Origin of the sequence: Mycolicibacterium parafortuitum (genome assembly GCF_010725485.1) — a bacterium.
Lineage (GTDB): Bacteria > Actinomycetota > Actinomycetes > Mycobacteriales > Mycobacteriaceae > Mycobacterium.
This window is the reverse complement of sequence record NZ_AP022598.1, coordinates 863,317-881,888: the sequence shown is the minus strand read 5'-3', so window position 1 is coordinate 881,888 and position 18,572 is coordinate 863,317. Positions and strand designations below refer to the sequence as shown.

Genomic DNA, 18,572 nt, shown 5'->3' with positions numbered 1-18,572 from the left:
GACGGGGTCAGGAGTTCGGGGCCTGGCAGACCTTCCACTGGTCGTCGCGGAACTGCAGGTCGAAGCTGCGGGTGGAGCGGGTCTGCGGGGCGTAGGCCATGAACGTGGTGACGTTGGCCTCGGCGTGGTCGCCGTTGACCACGACCTGGTCGATACTGGCGACGACGGGGTAGCGCCCGGCCTGGGCCACCCGGCGGTGCGTATCGGCCCACTTCTTGTCGTCGATGTTGTTGTAGCCCTCGGCGGTGGCGCCGCAGGTGATGCTGCGCAGCGTCGCGAGATCACCCTTCTCGATCGCGGCGTCGTAGTTCTGGATCGTGCTGCGTACGGCGTCCTCCTGGGACACCGTCGACGCCGAACCCCGGGTCAGCAGGATGGTGCCGACCACCGCGACGGCGGCCAGCGCCGCGATCACCACGATGATCGCGATCACCCACCCCCAGTTGCGGCGCGCGGTCTTGGGTGGTTTGGGGGCGTCGCCGCGCGGCGGGATCATCTGCGGCGCAACCGGTTTCTGGGCGGCGAAAGCCTCGGTCGGCGCGTTGCCGGGATCCCGAACCGTGAACGCCTCGGTCGCAGGGTCGTTCGGGCGGTTGATCACCTGGGTGGAACCCGCGTCGAAACCAGACGGCGCGGTGAAGCGGCGCTCGCCGGGCTGGTCGGTGTCGGGTTCGTCGCCCTGGGGTTCGGCGGGGGCGAACACCTCGGTGGCGGGTTCGTGCTCGGGGTCGGTGCCGGGCAGAACCTCGGTCTCGGCGTCCGCGGATGATTCGGCGGTGGTGTCGTCCGAGTCGTCAGGACCTTCTGCGTTCGACATATTGCGGAAGCTTAGCGATCCGCGGTGCCGGTCGGCGGTAGCCGCACGGCACAATGGGTTCCATGACACGGATGGGTGATCTCCTCGGACCGGAACCTGTGCTGCTGCCCGGCGATCCTGCCGCCGAGGCCGAGTTGGAGGCCAACGAGAACCCGTCGATCGTCGCCGCGGCGCACCCGGCCGCATCGATCGCGTGGGCAGTGCTCGCCGAGCAGGCGCTGGCCGACGATCAGGCCGTCACCGCCTACGCGTACGCCCGCACCGGCTACCACCGCGGCCTTGATGCGCTGCGCCGTAACGGGTGGAAGGGATTCGGCCCGGTGCCGATCTCGCACGAACCCAACCACGGTTTCCTGCGGTGCGTCGCCGCGCTGGCCCGCGCCGCGGAAGCGATCGGCGAGACCCCCGAATACCAGCGTTGCCTCGATCTGCTCGACGACTGCGACCCGGCCGCCCGCGCCGAACTCGGGCTGGCCTGAGAAACTCAGGCCTGGCTCTCGCACTCACAGTCGGCCGCGCTGTCGGGCGGCTCGACCTGCACGGTCGCGTGCCCGAGCCCGCGGGCGGTCAGCACCGCGCGCGCGTCGTCGAGCACCGCGGCTGAGTCGCGCACGCTGGTCAGATGCGCGGTGACCATGTCCTTGCCAGGCACCAGCGTCCACACGTGCAGGTCGTGCACCTCGGTTACCCCGTCCACCGCGCACAGCGCGGCGCGCAGTTCGTCGACGTCGATGTGGCTGGGGGAGGACTCCGACAGGATGCGCAGCGCCGCGCGGGCCAGTGCGATCGCGCGCGGCAGCACCCATAGTGCGACCAGGACGGCGACGACGACATCGGCGTACGGCCAGTTGGTGGTGACGGTGACGATGCCGGCGATCAGCACCCCGATGCTGCCGACCGTGTCGGCCATGACCTCCATGTAAGCGCCCTTGACCGCAAGGCTGTCCTGCGAGTGCGACCGCAGCAGCAGCACGACCGCGAAGTTCGCGGTCAGCCCCGCGACGGCGACCACGATCATCGGCACGCCCGGGATGTCCGGCGCGTCGCCGAGACGCTCGACGGCCTCGTAGAGGATGAACGCCGCGACACCGAGCAGCAGCGCCGCGTTCGCGACCGCGGTGAACACCTCGGCGCGGTGCCAGCCGTAGGTGCGAGACGGCGACGTGCTTCCGCGCCTGGCCAGCAGCACCGCGGTCAGCCCCATGAACATCGCGACCAGGTCGGTGAGCATGTGACCGGCGTCGGCCAGCAGCGCGATCGAGTCGATGGCCAGCGCGGTGACGAGTTCGACGACGAAGAACACCGTCAGGATCGCCGCGGCGATCACCATGCGGGAGACCTTGGTGTCGCCGCCGTGGCTGTGATCGTGTCCGGCGCCCATGGGCCAGAATATATGCGCAATGACGCATATGTCGCAAGGGGGCTACAGCCAGGCCGACCAGAACCGGGTCAGCTGGCCGCCGACCCGCGACAGGTACACGTCCACGCCGGACAGCTCGAACAGCCAGTACACCGCGCCGAAGAACCACTGGTTCAGCGGCGGCGCGATCAGCAGGACCAGCAGGATGACGAAGCCCCACTGCTTGGCGGGCGCGAGCGCGCGCTGATTCGCCGGGCTCAGGTGCGGCTCCAACGCGCCGTAGCCGTCCAGGCCGGGGATCGGCAGCATGTTCAGCAGGAATGCGGTGACCTGCAGGAACCCGAGGAACGCGACCCCCGCCCAGAACACGCCGTGTGCCGGGTCGTAGAACGCCCGGGCCAGGGCGAGCAGCAGCACCGCGAACGCGAGGTTGACCGCCGGCCCGGCGAGGCTGACCAGTGTCTTCTGCCGGTCGGTCAGGTATCCGGTCCGCAGGTACACCGCCCCGCCCGGCAGGCCGATCCCGCCCAGCGCGATGAACAGCACCGGCAGGCCCAGTGACAGCAGCGGGTGGGTGTACTTGAACGGGTTCAGGGTCAGGTAGCCGCGTGCGGCGACGTCCCGGTCGCCGAACCGGTAGGCCGAGTACGCGTGGCCGAACTCGTGCAGGCACAGCGTGACCAGCCAGCCGAAGATGACGAACACGAACACCGCGGCATAGGACAGCGGGCGGACCTCGTCGGCGGCTGCCCACGCCAGCGCGCCGCCGGCGGCGGTGACCGCGATCAGCGCCAGGAAGATCGGGCTGGGCCGTACCGACTGGTGCAATGGCCGAACACTCACGCCACGAAAGCTACCCGTGAGAGGGTGCACCTGTGCGACCACCGAGCCTGCCCGCACCGCCACTGCTCGCACCGGCCTTCGGGGGTGTGTACGCCGCCGCCTTCGGAATCGGAGGACAGGCCCTCGTGCATCAGATGCTGCAGCGGTACGGGCCGGTGGTGGCGTTGCCGGTGCTGGGCTTCGGGAAAGTGGTCGCCGTCGCCGACGCCGACCTGGCCAAGCAGGTGTTCACCGAGGATCCCGACGTGCTGTTGGGCGGCGAGGGAGTCGGGCCGGCGGCGGCGATCTACGGTCCGCGGTCGATGTTCGTCCTGGAGGAGCCCGAGCACCTGCGCAGGAGACGGTTGCTGACCCCGCCGCTGCACGGGGAGATGCTCGACAGCTACGTACCCGTCATCGAGTCGTCGACCCGGTCGGCGATGGCCACCTGGCCGGTCGGGCGGCCGATGCGGATGCTCGACGCGGCGCGGGAACTCACCTTGGACATCATCGTGCAGGTGGTCTTCGGGGTGCATGACCCCGAGTCGGTGACCCGGTTGGGCAAGCCGTTCCACGAACTCCTCGACCTGGCGCTGTCGGTGGAGACGCCGGCGCGCTACGCGCTGCGGCAGCTCGGCGCGTTGCGCCGCTGGGGCAGGCTTTCCGACGCCAACCGCAGGATCGACGAACTGGTGCTGCCGCTGATCGCCGAACGACGGTCCCATCCGTTGCCCGCCGAGCGTGCCAGCATTCTCAGCCTGCTCGCCGGCGCCCGCACCGATGACGGGGAAGCACTGTCGGACAACGAGATCCGCGATGATCTCATCACCCTGATGCTGGCCGGGCACGAGACCACCGCGACCACGCTGTCGTGGCTGATCGACCTGCTGCTGCACCATCCGCCGGCCCTGGCCCGGGTGCGCGCCGAAGCGGTCTCGGGCGACACCGACTACACGGAGGCCGTCATCGCCGAGACTCTGCGGCTGCGGCCCGCCGCGCCGATCACCGGACGGATGACCACGGGGCCCTACCGGCTGGGCGAGTACACGCTGGAGCCCGACACCCGCATCGTGCTGCTGCTCGACGTCATCAACCGGGACCCCGACACGTATCCGCAGCCCGACGAGTTCCGGCCGGAGCGCTTTCTGGGGCGCCGGCCGCATCCGTACGCGTGGGTCCCGTTCGGCGGCGGCGTCAAACGGTGCATCGGCGCCGCCTTCGCCATGCGCGAGTTGACCACCGTTTTGCACACCGTGCTGCGGGCGGGCGAACTGGAGCCGATCAGCGCCCGCGCGGAGGTGCCGCCGTTGGGCGCCGCGCCGGTCCTGGTGCCCCGCAACGGCACCAGGGTCAGGTTCACCCCCGCCCGACCCGCAGCCAGCCCTCGGTGTGCCGATAGAACGTCGAGCGTCTGACGGGGCGCTTGCCGGTCACTCCGTCGCGCACCACCGTCGCGCCGGTGGTGCCGAGTTGCGCCGCGCGCCCACTGATCCAGCGTTTCGGACGCATCGGCCCGGTCAGCACGGTGGCGCGCAGTCCCGGCATCGACGACGTCGGTTCGATCCGGACCCCGGTGACGTCGCCGTCGAAGAGGCGTTCGTCGTCGACGACACCCTCGCCGTGGAGCGTGCGCTGCCCCTCGGGCGGCAGCCAGTACGCCGCCCCGGTGATGACCGAGCCGGTCTCGTCCCGGATCAGCGGCACCCGGGTCGCCGTGCCGGTGCGGGCCCGGCCCGCCTGCCAGGGCCGTCGCACGTGGGCCACCTCGACATCGAGCCGGTCGGCGCGCATCAGCGCGGTGAGCACCGAGGACAGCTCGTGCGCGGATCCGAGCACGATCAGCCGGCGGTGCCCGGTCAGGTCGGGAGCGGAGTCGGCGCCGGACCCGGGCAGAACCGGCAGATCACGCAGCGACCTGGGGATGCGGTGCGTGCCGAAGCGGACGACAGCGGTGCTCGACGGGTCCAATCTGCTCCTCGCAAACGACTGGTGATCAGGTGCGATGTTCATCGGATATGGTGGATCACCGGCTGCACACAGTATCCAAGCGCAGCTTGAGCGTAAGAATCTAGCGGGAAGACGCGAAGGACTGCGATGCCGGCAATCGTCCTCATCGGCGCCCAATGGGGCGACGAGGGCAAGGGAAAAGCCACCGACCTCCTGGGGGGACGTGTCCAGTGGGTGGTGCGCTACCAGGGCGGTAACAACGCCGGTCACACGGTGGTGCTGCCAACCGGGGAGAACTTCGCCCTGCACCTGATCCCGTCGGGCATCCTGACCCCCGGCGTCACCAACGTGATCGGCAACGGCGTCGTCGTCGACCCCGGTGTGCTGCTCACCGAGCTCAAGGGCCTCGAGGACCGCGGCGTCGACACCGAGCGGTTGCTGATCTCGGCCGACGCGCACCTGCTGATGCCCTACCACGTCGCGATCGACAAGGTGGTCGAGCGGTACGCGGGCAGCAAGAAGATCGGCACCACCGGCCGCGGTATCGGCCCCTGCTACCAGGACAAGATCGCCCGCCAGGGCATCCGGGTCGCCGACGTGCTCGACCCGGCGCTGCTCGCCGAGAAGATCGAGGGCGCCCTGGAATTCAAGAACCAGGTGCTGGTCAAGATCTACAACCGCAAGGCCCTGGAACCCGCCGAGGTGGTCGACAACCTGCTCGAGCAGGCCGAGGGCTTCAAGCACCGCATCGCCGACGCCCGGCTGCTGCTCAACGAGGCGCTCGAGCGCGACGAGATCGTGCTGCTGGAAGGTTCACAGGGCACCCTGCTCGACGTCGACCACGGCACGTATCCGTTCGTCACGTCGTCGAATCCGACGGCGGGCGGTGCGTCGGTCGGCTCGGGCATCGGGCCGACGCGGATTACCACGGTGCTGGGGATCCTGAAGGCCTACACCACCCGGGTGGGTTCGGGACCGTTCCCGACCGAGCTGTTCGACGAGCACGGCGCCTACCTCGCCAAGACCGGTGGCGAGGTCGGCGTGACGACCGGCCGGGCGCGCCGGTGCGGCTGGTTCGACGCCGTCATCGCCCGCTACGCGACCCGGGTCAACGGCATCACCGACTACTTCCTGACCAAGCTCGACGTGCTGTCGAGTCTGGAGACGGTGCCGATCTGTGTGGGCTACACCGTCAACGGCAAACGCACCGACGAGATGCCGATGACGCAGAGCGATTTCGCCGCCGCCGAACCGGTGTACGAGGAGCTGCCCGGCTGGTGGGAGGACATCAGCTCGTGCCGCACCTTCGACGAACTGCCCGCCAACGCGCGTGACTACGTGTTGCGCCTGGAAGAGCTTGCCGGGGCTCATGTCTCGTGCATCGGTGTCGGGCCGGGCCGCGATCAGACGATCGTGCGGCGCGACATCCTGGCCGGCTCGTGAGCTCGGACTACGGGCTGGATCCGCGGCGCGTCGACCCGGAGTACGACAGGCACGGCGGATTCCCGCTGTTCGAGGCCGCCGAACCGGGCCCCGGTTTCGGGCGGTTCCTGACCGCGATGCGCCGGGCCCAGGACCTGGCCGTGTCGGCTGACCCCGATCCCGACACCTGGAACGAGGCCGCCGACCGGGTCGAGGAACTCGTGGCGCTGCTCGAACCGTTCCGGGCCGGCGAAGGCGTCGGCCCGTCGAGCCGGGTGCCGTCGCTGCCCGGTGCGGGCAGCCTGCTGATGCCGCCGTGGACGGTCACCAAGTTCGAGGCCGACGGCGTCGAACTGGAGGTCACGTTCAGCCGCTACCACGTCGGCGGCAACTCCGCGGTGCACGGCGGCGTACTGCCGCTGCTGTTCGACTCGATGTTCGGCATGGTGATCCACGCGACAGGCAGGCCGATCAGCCGCACCGCGTTCCTGCATGTGGACTACCGCAGGGTGACGCCGATCGACACGGTGCTGACCGCGCGGGGCTGGCTGCGGGAGGCCGAGGGCCGCAAGGCGTGGGTCAACGCCGAACTTCTCGACGCCGACGGCAACGTGCTCGCCGAGTCGAACGGGCTGATGATCAGGTTGCTGCCCGGACAGCCATGACCGACCACCCGGCCGACCGGCATCTGCGCCGCCTGACCACTCCGCGCGCGGCCGCGTTCGCCGGGGTGGCCTTCGCGCTGCTGTTCGGTGCGGCGCTGGTGCTGATCCGCACGTCGGTGCCCGACGGTTCGACGGGGAGACTGCGGATCGCGATCGTGCTGGTGCCGTTCGCGGGCATCGCGTTCCTGTGGTTCCTCGGGGTGGTGCGCGACGGCCTCGGGACGCTGGAGGACAAGTTCTTCTCGACGGTGATGATCGGCAGCGCGCTGGTGTTCCTCGCGATGATCTTCGCGTCGACCGCCGTCGGCGCAGGGTTGCTGGCCACCAGGGATTTCGCCGAGCCCGCCACCCGCACCGAGGTCGACGCATTCGCGCAGGGTCTGCTGGTGGCGCTGTCGAACACCTACGCGCTGCGGATGGCGGCGGTGTTCATGATGTCGCTGGCGACGATCTGGCTGCGCACCCGGCTGATGCCGCGCGGGCTGGTGGTGCTGACCTATCTGGTGTCGCTGGCCGTACTGGTCGGCAGCGATGTCAGCAAGTGGATGACGATCACGTTCCCGATCTGGGTGCTGGTCGTGAGCCTGGTGATGCTCGCGCGCGCCGGGGTCATCGATCCTCGAGCGCCAGGGCGCTCGCCGGGCACAGCGTGACCGCTTCGGCGGCGCGCGCCAAGTCGTCGCCGCTGACCTCCTCGCGCAGGATGGCGACGATGCCGTCGTCGTCCTGATCGAAGATCTCCCCGGCGACCATCACGCAGTTGCCCGCCTGGATGCACAGTTCGCGGTCGGCGACCACGCGCTTGCTCTCGCTCATCCGGTCGACACCTCCAATGCCTTGAGACCGTAGATGAAGTGGAACGACCGGAACTCCACATCGGCGAAGTCCTCGGCCAGGCTCAGCGCGGGGAACCGGCGCAGCAGCGCGGGGAACGCGATCTGCATCTCCATCCGCGCCAGCGGGGCGCCGAGGCAGTGGTGCACGCCGTGCCCGAACGCCAGGTGCCCGGGCGCACCTCGGGTGATGTCGAAGTCCTCAGGGCGGTCGAGGAATCCGGGATCGCGGTTGCCCAGCGGTAGCGACGCGAACACCAGGTGCCCGGCCGGGATCGCGACGCCGGACAGTTCGACGTCGGTGGTGGTGCAGCGCGGGATCGCGGTCTGCACGACCGACAGCCAGCGCAGCATCTCCTCGACCGCGGGCATCACCGCGGCCGGGTCGTCGCGCACCGCGGCAAGCTGATCGGGGTGGCGCAGCAGGGCCAGCGTGCCCAGCGCGAGCACGTTCGACGTCGTTTCGTGCCCGGCGAGCAGCAGCAGGCTGGCGATGCCGATCAGCTCGTCGTCGGTGAGCTCACCGCCGTGCTCGCGGATCAGCATGCCGAGGATGTCGTCGCCGGGGGCGGTCCTGGCACGCTCGACCAGCCCCGCCATGTATGCGCGTGCGTCCCGCTGGAGTTCGAGTCGTTCGGGGATCGGGATGGACAGGTCGAGTTGGCGTGCGCTGCGGCGCTGGAACTCCGCGCGGTCGGCGTAGGGCACGCCGAGCAGCTCGCAGATCACCAGCGACGGGATCGGCAGCGCGAAGTGCTCGACCAGATCGGCTGCGGGTCCGGCCGCGGCCAGCGCGTCGAGTTGGGCGTCGACGATCTCGACCACCCGGGGCTGCAGCCGCTGCATGCGCCGGTGCGTGAACTGCGGGGTGAGCATGCGCCGCAACCGCTGGTGTTCGGGCGGGTCGAGGCCGAGCAGGTTGCCTGCCCTGGCGCGGGCCTGGGTGTCCGCGTCGACCGGTGGCGCCCCCGGCACGACGAAGCCGGGCGGCCGGTCGTTGGAGAACCGGGCGTGATCCGACAGCACGGTCTTGACGTCGTCGTAGCGGGTGACGAGATACACCTGCATCCCGAACGCGTTGGTGACCGTCCGGACCCCCTCGCCGTCCCGGATCTCCCGCAGCTCGGGGATCGGGTCGAACCCGTCGCGCCGCATGTGCAGCGGCGGTAGATCGTGGGCGGCCTGGGTCATCTCTCGACGCTACGCGTCTCCTCACGCAGTGCGGGCCACCAGATCTTCGGGCCGATCAGGGTGAACAGCGCCGGGATGATCACGGTGCGCACCAGGAAGGTGTCCAGCAGGATGCCGAGGCCGACGATGATGCCGACCTGGGTCAGCACGATCAGCGGCAGCACACCCAGCACGCAGAACACCGCGGCCAGCACGATGCCCGCGCTGCTGATCACCGCGCCGGTCGCCGACACCGCCCGCACGATGCCGTCCCGGGTGCCGTGTTCGGGGGTCTCCTCCCGGGCCCGGGTGACCAGGAAGATCGTGTAGTCGACACCGAGGGCGACCAGGAACAGGAACGCGTACAGCGGCGCGGAGTTGTCCAGCCCGGGGAACCCGAAGAGGTGCACGCTGGCCCAGCCGCCCAGCCCCAGGGCCGCGACCGAGCTCAGCACGGTGACGCCGACGAGCACCAGCGGTGCCAGCGCCGAGCGGAGCAGGACGTAGAGCACCACCAGCACCACCACCAGGATCGCGGGGATCACCACGGCGCGGTCGTGGCCGGCCGCGCCCGCGGCGTCGCGCGCGATCGCGTCCGAACCGCCCACCAGCGCGTCCGGATCCGCCTGGTGCACCGAATCCCGCAGCGCGTCGATGGTGTCGAACGCCTCGTCGGAGGCCGGATCGGCGGCCAGCACCACCGACCACTGGGTCAGCCCGTCGGCCTCGGGGCCCGCCGGGAACGCCGAGACCACACCCGGGGTCGCGGTGATCGCGCGCTGCACCTCGGCGCTGCGGTCGGCCGAGGCGATGACGCGGGCGGGGTCGGTCAGCCCGCTGGGGAAGTGCTCGGACAGTGTGTCGAAGCCGCCGACCGATTCGGCCTGCACCCGGAACTGCTCGGTCTGCGAGAGCCCGACCGGGGTCGCGAACAGCCCGGTGCACAGCACCGCGAGCCCGCCGATCGACACCACCGCGACCACTGCCGGGCGCCGCGCGACCGCCGACGCGATGCGGTGCCAGACGCCGCGGTCGGTGAGTGCCTGCGCGCCGACCTGAGGGATGAACGGCCAGAACAGCTTTCGGCCGAACAGCGCCAGCGCGGGCGGCAGCACGAGCAGGACGAACACCGCGGCGACCACCAGACCGGCCGCGGCCTGGACGCCGAGGCTGCGGGTGCTCGGCGCCGACGCGAACAGCAGGGTCAGCAGCGCCAGCACCACCGTCGCATTGCTGGCGATGATGGCCGGGCCGGCGCGCCGGACCGCTATGTCGAGGGCGTCGCGGTGGGAGTTGTTGCGGCCCAGCTCTTCCCGGTACCGCGAGATCAACAGCAGCGCGTAGTTGGTGCCTGCGCCGAACACCAGCACGCTGGTGATGCCGGCGGTGGATCCGTCCGGGGTCATCCCGAACAGTTCGGCGACCGCCGACCCGACCACGGCGGCGACACGGTCGGCGAACCCGATCACCAGCAGCGGCACCAGCCACAGCACGGGGGAGCGGTAGGTGATGATCAGCAGCAGCGCGACCACGGCCGCGGTGACCGCGAGCAGTGTGAAGTTGGCCCCGGAGAACGAGTTCGCGATGTCGGCGCCGAATGCGGGTCCGCCGGTCACCTGTGCCTGCAGATCGGCGGGCAGCCCGTCGGCCGCGGCCTCCCGGATCTCCTTCACCTTGTCGGTGAGGTCGAATCCGGACAGGTCCGCCGACAACGGCACGGTCGCGACAGCGGCCTGCCCGTCCTCGGACACCTGGGGCGGCGGTCCGGCCTCGCCTCCCCCCGCGGCGGCGAGCATGCGGGTGCGCGCGGTGTCGACGGCCTCGAGGTCGGCGGGGCTCAGCGGCGCGGAATCGGTGCGTGTGACAACCAGGATTGCGGGTACTTGATCCCCGCCGGGCAGTTGTGCACGCGCCGCGTCGGTACGCGCGGATTCCGACGAGGCCGGGACCGCCACGGGCGACTGCGAATCGGAGTCGCCGCCACCGAGCAGCCCCATCAGGGCGCCGGAGACGAGGACGACGAGAAGCGCGACCACCCACGAGAATCGACGGTTCATGAGATCCAATATTTCAAATAATTAACCATTAATCAACTTAATTTTTGCTATCGTGGTCACATGCCAGACGGGGACCGCGTTGCGTTGGAACGGCTGATCGCGGGCGACGTGCGGGCGCTGACGGCGGCATCCGACGAGATCGGGCACAGCTTCTCGGCGCGCCACGGGCTCACCGCCAACGACTTCCGCGCGCTGCTGCACGTCACCGTCAGTGAGGACGACGGTGATCCACTGACCGCGGGCGAACTGCGCACCCGGATGGGCACCTCGGGTGCGGCGATCACCTACCTGGTCGAGCGGATGCTCGAATCAGGCCACGTGTTGCGCGACAGCGACCCGAGTGACCGGCGCAAGGTGCTGCTGCGCGTCGCCGAGCACGGTAAAGGCGTCGCGCGGGAGTTCTTCGGACCGCTGGCCGAGCACACCCACCGCGCGCTGGCCGAGCTCCCCGACGGCGACCTGGAGGCCGCGCATCGTGTGATGACCGCGCTGGTGAAGGCGATGTCCGAGTTCGGCGAGCAGCTCAACCGCGATTGAGCACGGCCTCTTCCAGATCCAGTCCGTACAGCATCGCGCGCAGCACCTCGTCGTCGATGCGCTCCCAGGCCGTCTGGCGTCTGCGGTGGTTCCACGCGCGCAGTACGTCGGCGGCACGGTCGTCGACGTCGGTGGACGCGTCGGACAGCAGCTCGTCGAGCCGGTCGGCGGCCGCCTGGGCGGCGCGGTCCTGCGCGGCGGCCGCCGCGAGCAGGTCGGCGCGCTGCTGATCGCCTTGACCGTCGAGGCGGCGGATCAGCCACGGCAGTGTCAGCCCGTGCAGCAGCAGCGTCCCGACGACCACGACGAAGGTCAGGAAGATCAGTTGCGGTCGGCCGGGGAACAGCTGGCCTGACAGCGTCGTCAACGGCACGCCGAAGGCCGCGGCCAGCGACACCACCCCGCGCATCCCGGCCCACGAGACCACGAAAACCTGCCCGGGAACCGGCGGCGGTTCGGTGCTGCGGATCCGCGGCACCAGCCGCGGCAGATACGCGAACGCGTACACCCACGCGAGGCGGACCGCGATGACCGTCGCGAACACCGCGAGCGCCGACGTCACGATCAGCGCCGCCGAGGTGCCCTTCAGTCCTTCGACGGCTGCGGGCAGTTGCAGCCCGATCATCAGGAACGCGAACGACTCCAGCACAAGCTGCACGGCCTTCCACACCGCGCGGTCCTGCAGCCGGGCTGCGTAGCCGGCCCTCGAGTGGCGCTGCCCGGCGATCAGCGCGGCGACCACCACCGCGAGCACGCCGGAGCCTTCGACCTGCTCGGCGACGAGGTAGATCAGGAACGGCGCGACCAGGCCGATCGCGCTCTCGGCGAGCGGGTCGTCGAGTCGGGACCGGATGAACACGACGATCTTGCCGAGTGCGAACCCGACGAGGACGCCCGCGAGGGCGGCCACCAGGAATGTCTCCAGCCCGGCGCGCAGGCTGGTCGAAGCACCGATGGCGGCGGCGAGCGCCACCTTGTACGCGGTCAGCGCGGTCGCGTCGTTGAGCAGGCTCTCCCCGCCCAGCAGCGTCATCGTGCGCCGTGGCAGGCCGAGTCTGCGCCCGACCGCGCTGGCCGACACCGCGTCCGGCGGTGCGACGATCGCGCCGAGGACGAACGCCGCCGCCAGTGTCAGCTCCGGCACCGTCCGATAGGCGACGAAGCCGACCGCCGCCGTGGTCGCCAACGGCAGCCCGATCGCGAGCAGCCCGATCGAGCGGGTGTTCGCGCGCAGGCTCACATAGCTGCTCTCCAGCCCGGCCGACCACAGCAGCGGCGGCAGCAGCACGTAGAGCACCAGATCGGGGTCGAGTTCGATGCCGGAGATGTGGTCGGCGCCGGGGATCAGACCCACCGTCAGGCCGGCGACGACCAGGAACAGCGGTGACGACAGGTCGTACCGTCGGGCGACCGCCGCCAGCAGCACGGACGTGACGAGGATCGCCAGCAACGAGGCACTCATGTTCCGATTCTCTCGGCTCGTCTGGCAGGCTGAAAATCGATGACTGATACCGAGGCGTCCCGCGACGGCAGGACAGTGGTGTTGCTACTCGGCGCCGGGGAGCGCACCCGCGAGTTGGCCGCGGCGTTCGCGCGTCTGGGCGCCGACGTCGTCACGGCCGACCCGCCCGTCGACGGTGATGCGCTCACGACGCTGGTCGACGACGAGAAGCCGGGCTATGTGGTCAGCGATGCGGAGGCGGTCGCGACCGACACGCTGGTCGCGATCGCCGAACGCGGCGACGTCGAGGTGTTCCCGACGCCGCGCAGTGCCCGGCTCGCGCTCGACGCCGAGGGACTGCGCCGGCTGGCCGCCGACGAGCTGGGGCTGCCCACCGCACCGTTCTGGTTCGCCGGTTCGGCGGCCGAGCTGGCCGCGGTCGCCCAGCACGCCGGCTTCCCGCTGGTGGTCAAGCCGGTCGCCGCCGCCCCGGGCGAGGGTGAGTCGGTGCTGTTGCGACCCGAGGACGTCGATCCGGCGTGGGAGCGCGCGGTCGCGGGCGGCAAACTCAGCCTGGCCCGGGTGATCGCCGAGTCGGTGGTCGACGTCGACGTCGAGGTCACACTGCTGACGGTGCGCACCACCGGACCGTCGGGACCCGCGGTGTCGTTCTGCGAACCGATCGGCCACCACCAGGACACCGGTGGATCGCTGGAATCCTGGCAGCCGCAACGCCTTTCGCCGACCGCGTTGGATTCGGCGAAGTCGATCGCGGCTCGCATCGTGAACTCGCTCGGCGGCCGCGGGGTGTTTGCGGTGGAACTGCTGGTGCGCGGCGACGAGGTGTACTTCTCCGACGTCCGGCCGCGGCTGCAGGACAGCGGGCTGGTGACGCTGCGCTCGCAGCGGCTGTCGCAGTTCGAGTTGCATGCGCGCGCTGTGCTCGGGCTACCCGTCGACACCATCATGGTCTCCCCGGGTGCGGCGGAGGTGACCTACGCGACCGAGGACGACGGGCCGCCGCTGCTCGCCGATGCCCTGGCGGTCGCCGAGAGCGACGTCAGGTTGTCCCAGGCAGAGCCCGCGCTGCGGGTGTCCCTGGCGACCGCCCCCGACCCGATCGTGGCCCGTGACCGGGCCCGCCGGGTGGCGTCGGCACTGCGCAGGAAGGGCTGATCCATGGCGGATGGCAAGGCGGATGCGGCAGGCACCCCGGAGGACCCGGATACCTCGAGCGGATCGGCGATCGCGCCGTTCCTCGGCGCGCTGACCATCATTGTCGCCGTCGTGATCGGAATCTGGTTGATGAACGTGTTCTCCGGCGAGGAGATGACCGACACCCAGCGGATCGCGCGGGCCGCGTCCGGCCAGAACGACGCGCTGCAGCGGCAGAGCTATGCGGATTTCCAGGCGTTCACCTGTGCCGCGCAGCAGCGCAACGAAGCCGAAGTGATGGACGCCCAACGGGATTCGGTGTCCGAGCACGGAGACCGCTACGTCGACCGGGTGGAGGCGGTGGCCATCGACGGCGACCGTGCCACCGCCGAGGTCACCTACTACTTCGACAACGACAAAGACGCCAAGCAGACCGTCGAGATGTCGTTCGTGCGCGAGGACGGGGCGTGGAAGGTGTGTTCGACCGGCCCCAGCTAGCTGTGGGACACTCTCGACCGTGAGTTACGCCGGAGACATCACGCCGCAGGAGGCATGGAAGCTGCTGAGCGAGAACCCGGATGCGGTGCTCGTGGACTGTCGCACCGACGCCGAGTGGCGGTTCGTCGGCGTCCCCGATCTGTCCCCGCTGCACCGCGACGTCGTCTACATCGAGTGGAACCGTACCGACGGCACGCGCAACGACGGGTTCGTCGACGACCTGCAGGCCGCGGGCGTCACGCCCGGTGAGCGGCCCGTGGTGTTCCTGTGCCGCTCCGGCAACCGGTCGATCGGGGCGGCCGAGGCCGCCACCGCGGCGGGCATCGGTCCGTCCTACAACATCCTCGACGGGTTCGAGGGCAACCTCGACGAGAACAAGCACCGCGGCGGCACCGGCTGGAAGGCCGTCGGACTCCCGTGGGTGCAGTCATGAGTGACGAGACCCCGTCGGTTCGCCGGCCCGCGCAACTGCCCGACGGCGTCAGCCAGGACACCATCGGCGTACGCGGCGGTCTGCTGAGGTCCGGGTTCGAAGAGACCGCCGAGGCGATGTACCTGACGTCCGGCTACGTCTACTCGTCGGCCGCCGACGCGGAGAAGGCGTTCACCGGCGAGATCGACCGGTACGTGTACTCGCGCTACGGCAACCCGACCGTCTCGATGTTCGAGGAACGGCTGCGGCTGCTCGAAGGTGCGCCGGCCTGCTTCGCGACGTCGACGGGGATGTCGGCGGTGTTCACCGCACTGGGAGCGCTGCTGGGTGCCGGAGACCGTTTGGTCGCCGCGCGCAGCCTGTTCGGGTCGTGCTTCGTGGTGTGCAATGAGATCCTGCCGCGCTGGGGCGTCGAGACGGTCTTCGTCGACGGCGACGATCTGGCGCAGTGGGAGGAGGCGCTTTCGGTGCCCACCCAGGCCGTGTTCTTCGAGACCCCGTCCAATCCGATGCAGTCCTTGGTCGACATCGCCGCGGTGTGCGAGCTCGCCCACGCCGCAGGGGCGAAAGTGGTGCTGGACAACGTGTTCGCCACCCCGATCCTGCAGCAGGGGATGCCGCTGGGTGCCGATGTGGTGGTGTACTCCGGCACCAAGCACATCGACGGGCAGGGGCGGGTGCTCGGTGGGGCGATCCTCGGCGACACGGAGTACATCGACGGCCCGGTGCAGAAGCTGATGCGCCACACCGGTCCTGCGCTGAGCCCGTTCAACGCGTGGACCCTGCTCAAGGGGCTGGAGACGCTGGCGCTGCGCGTGCAGCACCAGACCGCCTCGGCGCACCGGATCGCCGAGTTCCTGGAGGGGCACTCCGCGGTGAGTTGGGTGAAATACCCGTTCCTGGAGTCGCATCCGCAGTATGAGCTGGCCAAGCGGCAGATGAGCGGCGGCGGCACGGTGGTGACGTTCGAGCTCAAGGGGGGCGCCGGCGGAGCCGGCAATCCAGCCGCGGCCAAGGAGCGCGCGTTCGAGGTGCTCGACAAGTTGCAGATCGTCGACATCTCCAACAACCTCGGCGATTCGAAGTCGTTGATCACCCATCCGGCCACCACCACCCACCGCGCGATGGGCCCGGAGGGGCGCGCCGCGATCGGCCTCGGTGACGGCGTCGTGCGGATCTCGATCGGGCTGGAGGGCACCGAGGATCTGATCGCCGACCTGGACCGGGCGCTCGGCTGAATGTCGCGACGGTCTGACCAGAAGAAGGCGCGGCGCAAGAAGCGCCAGGCCGCCCGCGACCGTGCCTGGCTGCCGGCGGGGGTGCTCGACGAACTCGAAATCGCCGCGGATCTCGAAGCTTTCGATGCGCGCCTGACCGAGCGCGGCTGGGTGTTCGCCGAGGACGTCGACGACGAGACCGGGGTGGTGTGGTTCTGGCCACCGTCCGAGGTCGAGGACACCAAGGTCGGCGACACCGACGAGGCGGTGAACGTCACGGTGATCCTGCTGACGCCCGACGACGGCGGCGAGATCGCGCACGTGGTGTTCGCCGGGATGTCCGAGGACTACCAGTTCAACCTCGACGAGTTGTTCGAGCACATCGAGGCGATCGAGTCCTACCGGATCGGCGACCCGGTCCCGGTCTTCGGGTAGTTCTTCTCGGTCCCGCGCGCGAGTTCTGCAGCAGGGCTGTGGGGCGCCGGGATCGACGACCGTACTGCAGAATTCGGCGACGCGGCTAGTTCTTGTCCGGCCCCTCGACCACGCCGAGCGCTGAGCGCGCCCGTTGCTCGTAACTTTGGCGGGCGGTGCTGTCGAAGTCGAGGAAGACCTGGTCGAGTCCCAGTTTCCTGTTCAGCCAACGCCTTCCGCGCGGACCGAGCAGCTGGGCGGCCTGCGCGGTGAAGCGCAGTACCGGCGGCACCGAGACGTGGGTCTTGGGCTTGTCCAGCGTCTTGGCGACGGCGGCGGCGATCTGCTCGGGCTCCACCGGTTTGATCGCGCCGCTCTCCTTGGTGCCTGCGATCAGTTCGGTCTTGGTGAACGGCGGCATCACCACCGACACGTGCACACCGTGCGGGGCCACCTCGTCGGCCAGCGCGGCCGACAGCCCGACCACACCGAATTTGGCGCCGACGTAGACCACCTGACCGGGCACCGGGATCAGGCCGGACAGCGACGCGATGTTGATGATGTGGCCGCGCCCCCGGGTGATCATGTCGGGCAGCGCCAGCTGGCATCCGGTGATCACGCCGTAGAGGTTCACCTCGAGCGACGAGCGGATCGCCTGCTCGGACTGCTCGAGGAACGGCCCGATCGGCATCACGCCCGCGTTGTTGATCAGTACGTCGATGTGGCCGCCGCCGTCGGTGCGGGCCTTGTCGAGGAAGGTCGAGAACGACTCCCGGTCGGTGACGTCGAGCGGATAACCCGAGACGGGGCCGAGGTTGGACAGCTTGGCCACCGAGGACTCCTGCAGCGCTACGTCGCGGTCGCCGATCACCACGCGCGCACCGCGCCGGAGCAGGGTTTCCGCCGTGGCGTAGCCGATGCCGCGGGCGGCTCCGGTGATCGCGATGGTCTTACCCCGGATGTTGTCCATGCGGCCGGACTTTACACCTGTCAAGTTTGTCGGGGAAGACCGCGCGAGCAGCCGGATACAGTATTTTGCATGCCGGTTCCGGACGAGCGCGGAAAGCACAAGCGATCACTGCTGCGCGAGCAGGCCTACGAGTCGATCCGGGACGCGATCATCGCGGGCACGCTGGCGCCCGGGGAGAAACTGCGCGACGCCGACTTGGAGAGGTGGCTCGGCATCAGCCGCACCCCGATCCGGGAAGCGCTCGCACGCATGGAGGCCGCCGGCCTGGTGCACACCGTCCCGGGGCGCTCGACGGTGGTGTCGACCATCGAGCGCAAGGCGGTGCTCGATGCCCAGACCGTCGCCGCGGCCATGCACGCGCTGGCCGCCCGCCTCGCCGTCCCCCTGATGGACAAATCGGACTTCACCGAAATGGCCGGCGCCAACAAGGACTTCGCGGATGCCGTGTCGGCCGGGGACGCCGCGGCGGCGATCCGCGCCGACGACCGGTTCCACGGCGTCGTCGTCGCCGCGAGCGGCAACGACCTGATCCCGACCGTGCTCGAACAGGTGACCCCGGTACTTCGGCGGCTGGAGTCCCTGCGCTTCTCGTCGCTGTGCGGGCGGCAGTCGATCGCGCAGCACAAGAAGATCATCGAGTGCTGCCGCAAGCGCGACGCGGACGCGGCCGCCGAGGCGACCCGGGAGAACTGGGAGACGTTGACGCTGTTGATCGAACACCTCGACGACGACTGAGGAGAGCCGGGTTTCCGCGCTCGAGTTTTCCTCACCCCGAGCAAAACACGTGGCGCGGAATGCCGGCGGCGGGTGTGCG

At 69.9% G+C, this 18,572-nt stretch carries 21 protein-coding genes; 12 read left to right on the top strand and 9 right to left on the bottom strand.

Annotated elements, in window-relative coordinates:
- Positions 1-7: 7 nt before the first annotated feature.
- The gene (locus tag NTM_RS04135) at positions 8-817 is read right to left on the bottom strand and encodes an Rv0361 family membrane protein (RefSeq protein ID WP_163765541.1); all 810 of its coding nucleotides are present in this window, start codon (positions 815-817) and stop codon (positions 8-10) included.
- Positions 818-879: 62 nt separating this feature from the next.
- Between NTM_RS04135 and NTM_RS04130 the strand changes: the two genes are divergently transcribed.
- Positions 880-1,296 carry a DUF3151 domain-containing protein gene (locus NTM_RS04130; RefSeq protein WP_083142442.1) on the top strand — a complete coding sequence of 139 codons (417 nt, stop codon included), beginning with the start codon at positions 880-882 and terminating at the stop codon, positions 1,294-1,296.
- Positions 1,297-1,301: 5 nt separating this feature from the next.
- Here the strand turns inward: NTM_RS04130 and NTM_RS04125 are convergent, their stop codons facing one another.
- Both NTM_RS04125 and NTM_RS04120 read right to left on the bottom strand, forming a co-directional pair.
- Positions 1,302-2,198, bottom strand: coding sequence for a cation diffusion facilitator family transporter (locus NTM_RS04125; protein ID WP_163765540.1), 897 nt, complete (start codon positions 2,196-2,198; stop codon positions 1,302-1,304).
- Positions 2,199-2,240: 42 nt separating this feature from the next.
- Complete coding sequence (locus tag NTM_RS04120; RefSeq protein ID WP_163765539.1) at positions 2,241-3,020, bottom strand: site-2 protease family protein; 780 nt, start codon at positions 3,018-3,020, stop codon at positions 2,241-2,243.
- Between the two features lie 32 nt (positions 3,021-3,052).
- Here NTM_RS04120 and NTM_RS04115 point away from each other — a divergent pair, with 32 nt between their 5' ends.
- Positions 3,053-4,414: a cytochrome P450 gene (locus NTM_RS04115; RefSeq protein WP_163765538.1), complete on the top strand. Its 1,362-nt coding sequence runs from the start codon at positions 3,053-3,055 to the stop codon at positions 4,412-4,414.
- Here the strand turns inward: NTM_RS04115 and NTM_RS04110 are convergent.
- Entirely contained in the window at positions 4,356-4,967 is a 612-nt protein-coding gene (locus tag NTM_RS04110; RefSeq protein WP_163765537.1) for a peptidase M50, read from the bottom strand. The genes NTM_RS04115 and NTM_RS04110 overlap by 59 nt on opposite strands.
- Before the next feature lie 126 nt (positions 4,968-5,093).
- On the opposite strand from NTM_RS04110, the gene NTM_RS04105 reads away from it, so the two are divergent.
- Genes NTM_RS04105 through NTM_RS04095 form a run of 3 tightly spaced genes read left to right on the top strand, consistent with a single transcriptional unit; the run spans position 5,094 to position 7,686 of the window.
- A complete protein-coding gene (locus NTM_RS04105) occupies positions 5,094-6,389 on the top strand; it encodes an adenylosuccinate synthase (RefSeq protein ID WP_104861722.1) in 1,296 nt (431 codons plus the stop codon).
- Positions 6,386-7,033, top strand: coding sequence for a PaaI family thioesterase (locus NTM_RS04100; RefSeq protein ID WP_163765536.1), 648 nt, complete (start codon positions 6,386-6,388; stop codon positions 7,031-7,033). Before NTM_RS04105 ends, NTM_RS04100 begins: the two co-directional genes overlap by 4 nt.
- A complete protein-coding gene (locus tag NTM_RS04095) occupies positions 7,030-7,686 on the top strand; it encodes a hypothetical protein (RefSeq protein WP_163765535.1) in 657 nt (218 codons plus the stop codon). The genes NTM_RS04100 and NTM_RS04095 overlap by 4 nt, the downstream gene beginning before the upstream one ends.
- Here the strand turns inward: NTM_RS04095 and NTM_RS04090 are convergent.
- Genes NTM_RS04090 through NTM_RS04080 form a run of 3 tightly spaced genes read right to left on the bottom strand, consistent with a single transcriptional unit; the run spans position 7,643 to position 11,093 of the window.
- Complete coding sequence (locus NTM_RS04090) at positions 7,643-7,849, bottom strand: ferredoxin (RefSeq protein ID WP_163765534.1); 207 nt, start codon at positions 7,847-7,849, stop codon at positions 7,643-7,645. The genes NTM_RS04095 and NTM_RS04090 overlap by 44 nt on opposite strands.
- Positions 7,846-9,057, bottom strand: a complete 1,212-nt coding sequence (locus tag NTM_RS04085; protein ID WP_163765533.1) for a cytochrome P450 — start codon at positions 9,055-9,057, stop codon at positions 7,846-7,848. Before NTM_RS04085 ends, NTM_RS04090 begins: the two co-directional genes overlap by 4 nt.
- Positions 9,054-11,093, bottom strand: a complete 2,040-nt coding sequence (locus NTM_RS04080; RefSeq protein WP_163765532.1) for an MMPL family transporter — start codon at positions 11,091-11,093, stop codon at positions 9,054-9,056. Before NTM_RS04080 ends, NTM_RS04085 begins: the two co-directional genes overlap by 4 nt.
- Positions 11,094-11,153: 60 nt before the next feature.
- On the opposite strand from NTM_RS04080, the gene NTM_RS04075 reads away from it, so the two are divergent.
- The gene (locus NTM_RS04075; protein ID WP_104861728.1) at positions 11,154-11,630 is read left to right on the top strand and encodes a MarR family winged helix-turn-helix transcriptional regulator; all 477 of its coding nucleotides are present in this window, start codon (positions 11,154-11,156) and stop codon (positions 11,628-11,630) included.
- Here NTM_RS04075 and NTM_RS04070 read toward each other — a convergent pair.
- Positions 11,617-13,092, bottom strand: a complete 1,476-nt coding sequence (locus NTM_RS04070) for a Na+/H+ antiporter (protein ID WP_163765531.1) — start codon at positions 13,090-13,092, stop codon at positions 11,617-11,619. The genes NTM_RS04075 and NTM_RS04070 overlap by 14 nt on opposite strands.
- A 39-nt stretch (positions 13,093-13,131) precedes the next feature.
- Between NTM_RS04070 and purT the strand changes: the two genes are divergently transcribed.
- Genes purT through NTM_RS04045 form a run of 5 tightly spaced genes read left to right on the top strand, consistent with a single transcriptional unit; the run spans position 13,132 to position 16,809 of the window.
- The gene (gene purT / locus NTM_RS04065) at positions 13,132-14,247 is read left to right on the top strand and encodes a formate-dependent phosphoribosylglycinamide formyltransferase (protein WP_104861730.1); all 1,116 of its coding nucleotides are present in this window, start codon (positions 13,132-13,134) and stop codon (positions 14,245-14,247) included.
- A 3-nt stretch (positions 14,248-14,250) separates the two neighbouring features.
- Positions 14,251-14,724 (top strand): Rv0361 family membrane protein, encoded by a 474-nt coding sequence (locus tag NTM_RS04060; protein ID WP_179963878.1) that lies wholly within the window; start codon positions 14,251-14,253, stop codon positions 14,722-14,724.
- A 19-nt stretch (positions 14,725-14,743) separates the two neighbouring features.
- On the top strand, positions 14,744-15,157 hold the full coding sequence (locus NTM_RS04055) for a rhodanese-like domain-containing protein (protein ID WP_083142262.1): 414 nt from the start codon (positions 14,744-14,746) through the stop codon (positions 15,155-15,157).
- Positions 15,154-16,395, top strand: a complete 1,242-nt coding sequence (locus NTM_RS04050; RefSeq protein WP_104861732.1) for an O-succinylhomoserine sulfhydrylase — start codon at positions 15,154-15,156, stop codon at positions 16,393-16,395. The genes NTM_RS04055 and NTM_RS04050 overlap by 4 nt, the downstream gene beginning before the upstream one ends.
- Positions 16,396-16,809 (top strand): hypothetical protein, encoded by a 414-nt coding sequence (locus NTM_RS04045; protein ID WP_163765530.1) that lies wholly within the window; start codon positions 16,396-16,398, stop codon positions 16,807-16,809.
- 85 nt (positions 16,810-16,894) lie between these two features.
- Here the strand turns inward: NTM_RS04045 and NTM_RS04040 are convergent, their stop codons facing one another.
- Positions 16,895-17,758 (bottom strand): SDR family oxidoreductase, encoded by an 864-nt coding sequence (locus NTM_RS04040; protein ID WP_104861734.1) that lies wholly within the window; start codon positions 17,756-17,758, stop codon positions 16,895-16,897.
- Positions 17,759-17,827: 69 nt separating this feature from the next.
- On the opposite strand from NTM_RS04040, the gene NTM_RS04035 reads away from it, so the two are divergent.
- A complete protein-coding gene (locus NTM_RS04035; RefSeq protein WP_104861735.1) occupies positions 17,828-18,493 on the top strand; it encodes a GntR family transcriptional regulator in 666 nt (221 codons plus the stop codon).
- Positions 18,494-18,572: the final 79 nt, after the last annotated feature.

Bases quoted from the DNA above. Each gene is read 5' to 3' on its own strand.
- NTM_RS04135 (WP_163765541.1), bottom strand. From the start codon at position 817: ATGTCGAACGCAGAAGGTCCTGACGACTCGGACGACACCACCGCCGAA.
- NTM_RS04130 (WP_083142442.1), top strand. From the start codon at position 880: ATGACACGGATGGGTGATCTCCTCGGACCGGAACCTGTGCTGCTGCCC.
- NTM_RS04125 (WP_163765540.1), bottom strand. From the start codon at position 2,198: ATGGGCGCCGGACACGATCACAGCCACGGCGGCGACACCAAGGTCTCC.
- NTM_RS04105 (WP_104861722.1), top strand. From the start codon at position 5,094: ATGCCGGCAATCGTCCTCATCGGCGCCCAATGGGGCGACGAGGGCAAG.
- NTM_RS04095 (WP_163765535.1), top strand. From the start codon at position 7,030: ATGACCGACCACCCGGCCGACCGGCATCTGCGCCGCCTGACCACTCCG.
- NTM_RS04090 (WP_163765534.1), bottom strand. From the start codon at position 7,849: ATGAGCGAGAGCAAGCGCGTGGTCGCCGACCGCGAACTGTGCATCCAG.
- NTM_RS04085 (WP_163765533.1), bottom strand. From the start codon at position 9,057: ATGACCCAGGCCGCCCACGATCTACCGCCGCTGCACATGCGGCGCGAC.
- NTM_RS04080 (WP_163765532.1), bottom strand. From the start codon at position 11,093: ATGAACCGTCGATTCTCGTGGGTGGTCGCGCTTCTCGTCGTCCTCGTC.
- NTM_RS04075 (WP_104861728.1), top strand. From the start codon at position 11,154: ATGCCAGACGGGGACCGCGTTGCGTTGGAACGGCTGATCGCGGGCGAC.
- NTM_RS04070 (WP_163765531.1), bottom strand. From the start codon at position 13,092: ATGAGTGCCTCGTTGCTGGCGATCCTCGTCACGTCCGTGCTGCTGGCG.
- purT (WP_104861730.1), top strand. From the start codon at position 13,132: ATGACTGATACCGAGGCGTCCCGCGACGGCAGGACAGTGGTGTTGCTA.
- NTM_RS04060 (WP_179963878.1), top strand. From the start codon at position 14,251: ATGGCGGATGGCAAGGCGGATGCGGCAGGCACCCCGGAGGACCCGGAT.
- NTM_RS04050 (WP_104861732.1), top strand. From the start codon at position 15,154: ATGAGTGACGAGACCCCGTCGGTTCGCCGGCCCGCGCAACTGCCCGAC.
- NTM_RS04045 (WP_163765530.1), top strand. From the start codon at position 16,396: ATGTCGCGACGGTCTGACCAGAAGAAGGCGCGGCGCAAGAAGCGCCAG.
- NTM_RS04040 (WP_104861734.1), bottom strand. From the start codon at position 17,758: ATGGACAACATCCGGGGTAAGACCATCGCGATCACCGGAGCCGCCCGC.
- NTM_RS04035 (WP_104861735.1), top strand. From the start codon at position 17,828: ATGCCGGTTCCGGACGAGCGCGGAAAGCACAAGCGATCACTGCTGCGC.